Genomic DNA, 7,069 nt, shown 5'->3' on the forward strand with positions numbered 1-7,069 from the left:
TAAAGTTGCAATAAAGTCTTTTTAAACTTTATTCTTATTACATATCCTCCTCTTGAAGCATTGCACGAGACTCCTCACGCACACAATCCATACCAATGTAAAATTCTTTCATCATAGAAAGAAAGAGGTATTTCCCTTTTTGTGTTGGATAATACGATGTGCCTTTTTTGACAATATTACCGCTCAAACGCAAAAAAGTAACTTCTTTTAGTAAATCTTTCTCTAAATCTGCACCATACAACATTTTAAATCTCTCCTTGTTTGCCTCCCCACCAAAAAGTTCTACCATTAAACGATATTGCAATTGCGATTTTTTAGAATATTTACGCTCTCTTTCTACTCCCATTTGTCCATTTTGGATTTTTTGTGCATAGTTTTTCAAAGAAAAGGTATTCACATACAATGTGCCATCTAAAAAACTAAATGACCCCGAGCCAATCCCAACATATTCGTCATTATTAACTACATATTCATCAAAAATTTCACTGCCTTTATATGAAAATGCCCAACTAGATAAAGGAATGAAATCCGAAGAAAGAGTGTCCAAAATCTGCGCATAAAGTCGTGCTTCATTTTGCAAATCCACTTCCCCGATAGAACGTTTTAAAATACTTTTTACAGAGGGAGAGGACATCAAGGGATAAGTCGTCAGTTGATTCGGTTTTAATTCTTGAATAATTTTTAAATCTCGCGCAAGCATTTCTTGTGTTTGATTAGGAAAATTAAAGATTAAATCCACATTTAAAATAGGTAGAATCCCCAAAGCAGATTCAAGCTTTTGACGCGTTACTTCTCCGCCACCAAACTTCTCATAACGTCCAATCTTGCGTAAGATTCCATCATCAAAGGTTTGTACACCCACAGAAAGCCTATCAATCCTCCCTTTAAATTGCTCTAAAGTCTCTCTTTGCAGATGATTAGGGTCAGACTCACAAGAGACTTCTTGAATATTAAAAAGTGCTTTGGCTAAATCAAGTGTTTTGCACAATTCATCAGGTAAAATAGAAGTTGTCCCACCTCCCACATAAACAGCACTAAAATCATATCCCAAGTCTTTTACCATTTGCATTTCTTTGCGCAAATTCATAAAGTAAATGCGTGCTTTTTCTTCTTGAAACAAAAAACGATTAAAAGAACAATAAGTGCAAAGCGTTGCACAAAATGGTATATGGATATAAAGCAAATAATTTTTACTTTTGACTTTTTGTGGATTAGGCAAAGGAAGTTTAGTCCGCTTGTTTTTTTTTAAATGCAGATAATGCTGCGTCGCATAACGCATAATGTAATTTGCTAACTTTGTTGAAAGATTTTGCTGTATCATTATCAATTCGCACTCTTTTATTTAAAATTCAAAAACAAAATTGGCGATTATAGAAAATAATTTGTAAATAAAAAATAAATTCAAAGAATAAATTTGATTTAAAGAAAGATTTGCCTAAAGCACAAAAGTGCTTTAAACTTATGCCATAATGTCCAATTTATTCACACTTGGCTGTGGAGCTTGTGTAGATTCTACTGGGGCTTGAGTTTGCAAATTTGCTTGTGTATTTTGCATTCCATTGATAAGAGAGCTCATTAGTGCCTCTTCGCTTTGTATTGCCTTTTTTAAAACATTCAAATTACCGCTTGCTACCACAGAACCGCTATCAATTCCTGAAATCATAACAGACTCCTTTCTGTTTATTTTGTATCCTTTTATAAAAAGAACTACGAATTATATATCGGCATTTTTTATGATTCTATAAAGTATAAAAACTTTATTTTTATTCTCCTTGTTTTAGCTTTATTAATTTAATTTTGCTAAAATTACGACAATTTTTATAATTTCCCCAAAAGAAAGGCAAATCAAATGAAAAAAATTTTGAAAATTTTAGGAATCTTAATCGTCCTCTTTTTATTCATCATCGGCACTACTTTAACTTGGCTTTTCTCAAGCAGTGGCAATGAATTTTTAAAAAACAAAATCACACAAATTGCAAATGAAAAAGCTCCCATTGGCTTAGAATTTACACATTTTAAGCTAGGTTTTAGCAAATATGCGTTTAGCATCACAGACAAACAAAAATCTCAAATTACACTCAATGGCGACTATTCGCTTTTCACTCTTAACACTAATGCACAAATTCACGCAGCTATTAAAGACTTAAGCCCTTATGAGCAGCTCATCGGCATGAAGCTTAATGGGGGAATTGGTCTTAATGGAGAAGTGAAAAAAAATGGAGGCGACATAGATGTAAAAGCTGACATCACTGCATTTAATAGCCTAATTAATGCAGATATTACACTCAAAGATTATAATCCTAAAAGATTATTTATCACTAGTAAAGAAGGTATTAAAGCCGAATCTCTGCTCGCCTTTTTAAATCAACCCAAATATGTAAGTGGCAAAATTTTACTTAATGCGGATATGGATATTTCCAATCTAAGCGCGCCAAGCGGAGGATTCCAAATCGCCTCTAATGCGCTCTCTCCAAATATCTCACTCTTAAATAAAAACTATGGAATCCTTTTACCCAATGAACCAATCAAACTTGCAATTAATGGTAAAGCACAAAAAGATTCTATCATTACAACCTTGCTTGCTTCTTCTAGCTACTTAAATCTTAGCTCTAGCAATCTTCAAGCAAGCTTGAACGACTATGCAACCAATGGAGAGATTAAAATTAGCCTTGAAAAAATCGGCTTTGGTGGAATAATGCTTAAATCTCCCGTGATTGCAAATATTAACCTAAAATCAAGCAAAATTACTAACCAAGAGGCAACCCTCGCCTTAAATCTCATTACAAATCCTATTTTGGCACATATCAACTTGCCAAACTATACGCCAAAAGACTTGACAATCAGTGCGCAAGATTTGAATTTGCAAGAAATCTTGAATCTCATTGCCAAATATACCAATGCCACACCTTATAATGCAAACGGCGCGGTAAATTTAAACGCTAAAATAGACAAAATCAATCTAGATACTTTAGATTATAATCTAGCCTCAAAATTAAATAGCACCATTACAAGCCTGAATTATCAAGGAATCCAACTTGCAAACAACAATATTCTCAATGCAGAAATTAATGGAGACTCCAAAAGACTCAAAACAAAAGTGCAAAGTGATTTGTTTGATTCCAAGCTACTTGCCAATGTTGCTTTGAAAGATTATTCGCCTGAAAATGTAGAATTAGATATTCACAATCTCAACTTGCAAAAACTCGCCAAATTATTTAACTATGCCGCAGAGGGGCAGCTTGATGTAAAGGCAAATCTTAAAAATTTCAAAGATTCTAGCTTTGATGGAGATTTTGAAATAGATTCCAAACAAATCACCCTTGCCAAAGCCACACTTAACGCGTTAAGTGGAATGAAATTCAAACAAGATATTTCTTTGGCTCTTAACGGAAGTGGGAGTTTAAAAAATGGAAATGGAAATGCGCAGATTAAAGCAAATGGCAAAGATTTGAATGTAGAAATCAGCAATGTTAAAATCAATCTACCCAACAATGCTTATAGTGCAGACTTTAACCTAAACACACCCGAAATTGCTAACATCAATCCATTGGATATGACTCTTAAAGGCGCACTTTCTCTTAAAGGAAATGCTGCTTTTGCAAATGAAATTCCAAGCCTTAGCTTGCAAAACAAAGATTTTGGCGATTTAGACATTAAACTTGCCAATGAAAAACTTGTGTTAAAAGGCACAAATTTAGATGTGAAAAAAATCGCTAACTTTACAGGCAATGGCAAATTAGTCAAAGGGGGAATCCTAAATGCGAATGCAGACTTAGTAATTAAAGGCAAAGATTCTCAAACGATTCTAAAAAATCTTAATGGAATTGCGGAACTAAACAGCAAAGATTTAGAAATTTATAGTGTAGATATTGATGCACTTGTGAGTAATTTTGAAAAAAGTAGCAGTATTAGCCTCTTAGATGTTGGCGCATTTGTGCTTGCAGGTCCTTTGGGAATCGCCGCAACAAAAGGCACAAATGTCGGCATGCTAGGACTAAATGCGGTAATAGAAGCCAAAAGCGTCATCAAAGAATTAGAAGCAAAATTTGATATAAAAAACGGAATCGCAACCGCGCAAGATGTTGCTTTTGCCACAAAAAAAACACGATTAGCAGCAGTTGGCGCAATCAATCTTAATAACAATGCTTTTGAAAACTTTACCATCGGATTGCTAGATAATAAAGATTGTGCAAAATATTCTCAAAAAATCAAAGGCACATTGGATAATCCCAAAATTGAAATCACTCAAACCACCATTTCTACTGCAGTCAATCTCGCAACTTCACTTTTTGGACAAATCAAAAAAGGTGCGCAGAATGTTGCAAAACCTGTGATAGGAGAAAGCACAGAGCAATGTGTGCCATTCTATCACGGAAGCGTCCAACACCCAAAACAATGAGAGATTCTGCGCTTTATCGTTTAATTTTTGTGCAACCGCATAATGGGGAGACAAAACTCTTTTTATGCGGAATCACATTGCTAACCTTTTACGCTTTAGCCATCATCACTTGTTTTTTACTGCAAAATGGTATAGGGGATAAACTTCTAAGTATAGGTTTAAGCTCTCTTGTGTTTGGGCGGGCTGCTGGAATTTCATTGGCTTTAGCATTAGAATTTAATACTTTTTGGGCTACAATTTTAAATATCTATATTGAAAACACAATGGTGATAATTCTTTATCCGCTTTTTGTATGGAGTATTCAAGGGATTAGCACTTTTAAAAGAACTGAACAATTTTTTGCTTCAATCTATCAGGTTGCGCAAAAATATGAAAAACCGATTCAAAAATATGGAATCGTGGGTTTGTTTGCATTTGTATGGTTACCCTTTTGGATGACAGGTCCTATTGTAGGTGCAGCAATCGGATATTTTATGCACCTAAAAGTCTGGCTGAATCTCCTTGTCGTTCTTAGTGGCACAAACATTGCGATTCTATGTTGGGTATATTTGCTAGAAAGCTTAGATTCTCAACTCAAATATTTTGGACAAAATACGATGTGGGTTTTATTGAGTGTATTTGTAAGCCTTGCTATTTTTGGCACATTCTTTGCAAAACTTAAAAGCAAAAAAGGAGAAAAATGAGACTAATTTCTTGGAATGTTAATGGTTTGCGAGCCTGTATGAATAAAGGCTTTATGGATTTTTTCAATACAATTAATGCAGATGTTTTTTGTATTCAAGAATCCAAAATGCAAAAAAGTCAAGCGGATTTTAGCTTTCCAAACTATCAAGATTATTGGAATAGTGCAGAGAAAAAGGGGTATTCTGGTGTTGTGATTTTAAGCAAGACACAACCCCTTAGCATAGATTACGATATGGGCATAGAACACCATGACAAAGAGGGAAGAATCCTTACTGCACAATTCAATGATTTTTTTCTTGTCAATGTCTATACGCCAAATTCTAAGCGAGAATTAGAGCGACTAGACTATCGTATGCAATGGGAAGATGACTTTTTAAGATTCCTAAAATCCTTAGAACAAAAAAAACCTGTTATTCTATGTGGAGATTTAAATGTAGCACATCAAGAGATTGATTTAAAGAATCCTAAAAATAATCGCAGAAATGCTGGATTTACCGATGAAGAAAGGGGCAAAATGACGACTCTACTTAATGCTGGATTTACAGACACTTTTCGTTATTTTTATCCAAACTTAGAAGGAGCATATAGCTGGTGGAGCTATATGGGAAAAGCAAGAGCAAATAATACAGGGTGGCGGATTGATTATTTTTTATGTTCTTGTGCATTAAACTCCAAACTCATTGACGCAAAAATCTATCCTGAAATACAAGGAAGTGACCATTGTCCTGTGGGGTTAGAAATTGAAACACATTGATATAGAAAATCAAAGCAATTTCACATTAAAACAAGAATTTGTAGCATTTTTAAATTCTATTTTAGAAGCTATTTTGCAAGATTTAAAGCTACCACTCAAACCCTGTGAATTGATTTTGGTAGATAATACCAAAATCACTCAACTAAATGCAGAATTTCGCGGAATCGCAACACCAACAGATGTGCTTTCCTTTCCATTAAACACAAAGTTTAGCCCTATTTTGGGTAGTATTGTTATTTCTGTGGAATATGCACAAGAGATTAGTTGGCGACTAAAACATAGCATAGAGGAGGAGATTGCTCTACTTTTTATTCACGGAATCTTACATTTAGTAGGATTTGACCACGAGGTGGATAAGGGCGAACAAAGAATTAAGGAAGAAGAATTTATTTCAAAATTCAATTTGCCTAAAAGCCTCATTGTCCGCACACAATTATAATTTTAAAGGCTTTTAATGCTAGGTAGAACACATATTAGCTTTGGACTTGGACTTGGCGCGGGCGGAATCGTATGTTTCAATACCATGACAAATACTCCATTAAATGGCACAGATTTAGGAATTCTTTATGGAGCAGTGGCTCTTGGCTCTCTTTTGCCAGATATTGATGAACCAAGCTCTTTACTTGGCAAAAAAACCTTAGGTGTTTCTAATCTCATTCAATCTATTTTTGGACATCGCGGCTTTACACACAGCCTCTGCTTTGTCGTCCTGCTTGGAATCTTATTACTCCTTTTAGGTGCATTAGACAAAAATCTTTGGAATGAGATTCCATTTGTCGCAGAGTTTGCCAAAGCATTTGGCGGTATTATACAAGCCCAAAATATAGAAATCTTTGGAATTGGCTTGTTACTTGGCTGCATCTTTCATCTCATTGGCGATATGATGACATTAAGCGGCGTGCCATTACTCCTACCTTTTACTAGCCGCAAATTTCATATCACACCAAACTTTATGCGCTTCAAAACAGGCGGAACCCCAGATAAACTCATTACTGCTTTGAGTTTGGGAATTTTTGGATATTTAAATTTAGAATTGCTAGGCTTTAGCACAAATCTCAAAGGATACTTTCCCTTTTGATTATTCCCATAGGCTTGCTCTTACCAAAGATTTCATCAAGATTCATTGCAGAATCGTAGAGTTTTATTCTTTTACAAATATTTTATGTAAAATGCACCCCTCTCAATACAAATGCACAATCCACAGGAATTCTGCCAATCTTTACAATTCCATA

Annotated in this window: 7 protein-coding genes; 5 read left to right on the forward strand and 2 right to left on the reverse strand. The window is 34.8% G+C overall.

Features of this window, described 5'->3' with window-relative positions:
* Positions 1-37: 37 nt before the first annotated feature.
* A complete protein-coding gene (locus CQA43_RS08985) occupies positions 38-1,321 on the reverse strand; it encodes a coproporphyrinogen III oxidase family protein (protein ID WP_115552257.1) in 1,284 nt (427 codons plus the stop codon).
* Positions 1,322-1,459: 138 nt separating this feature from the next.
* Positions 1,460-1,663: a hypothetical protein gene (locus tag CQA43_RS08990; RefSeq protein WP_115552258.1), complete on the reverse strand. Its 204-nt coding sequence runs from the start codon at positions 1,661-1,663 to the stop codon at positions 1,460-1,462.
* Between the two features lie 186 nt (positions 1,664-1,849).
* Here CQA43_RS08990 and CQA43_RS08995 point away from each other — a divergent pair, with 186 nt between their 5' ends.
* From CQA43_RS08995 to CQA43_RS09015, 5 genes are read left to right on the forward strand one after another with little or no spacing between them, the layout of a single operon-like run.
* Positions 1,850-4,399, forward strand: a complete 2,550-nt coding sequence (locus CQA43_RS08995; protein ID WP_115552259.1) for an AsmA family protein — start codon at positions 1,850-1,852, stop codon at positions 4,397-4,399.
* Positions 4,354-5,082, forward strand: a complete 729-nt coding sequence (locus CQA43_RS09000; RefSeq protein ID WP_115552260.1) for a small multi-drug export protein — start codon at positions 4,354-4,356, stop codon at positions 5,080-5,082. The genes CQA43_RS08995 and CQA43_RS09000 overlap by 46 nt, the downstream gene beginning before the upstream one ends.
* Complete coding sequence (locus tag CQA43_RS09005) at positions 5,079-5,837, forward strand: exodeoxyribonuclease III (protein ID WP_115552261.1); 759 nt, start codon at positions 5,079-5,081, stop codon at positions 5,835-5,837. Before CQA43_RS09000 ends, CQA43_RS09005 begins: the two co-directional genes overlap by 4 nt.
* Before the next feature lies 1 nt (position 5,838).
* A complete protein-coding gene (ybeY, locus tag CQA43_RS09010) occupies positions 5,839-6,276 on the forward strand; it encodes an rRNA maturation RNase YbeY (protein WP_407918780.1) in 438 nt (145 codons plus the stop codon).
* Positions 6,277-6,291: 15 nt separating this feature from the next.
* Positions 6,292-6,915, forward strand: coding sequence for a metal-dependent hydrolase (locus tag CQA43_RS09015; RefSeq protein ID WP_115552263.1), 624 nt, complete (start codon positions 6,292-6,294; stop codon positions 6,913-6,915).
* The last annotated feature ends 154 nt before the right edge of the window (positions 6,916-7,069 follow it).

Origin of the sequence: Helicobacter ganmani, from assembly GCF_003364315.1 — a bacterium.
GTDB lineage: Bacteria > Campylobacterota > Campylobacteria > Campylobacterales > Helicobacteraceae > Helicobacter_D > Helicobacter_D ganmani.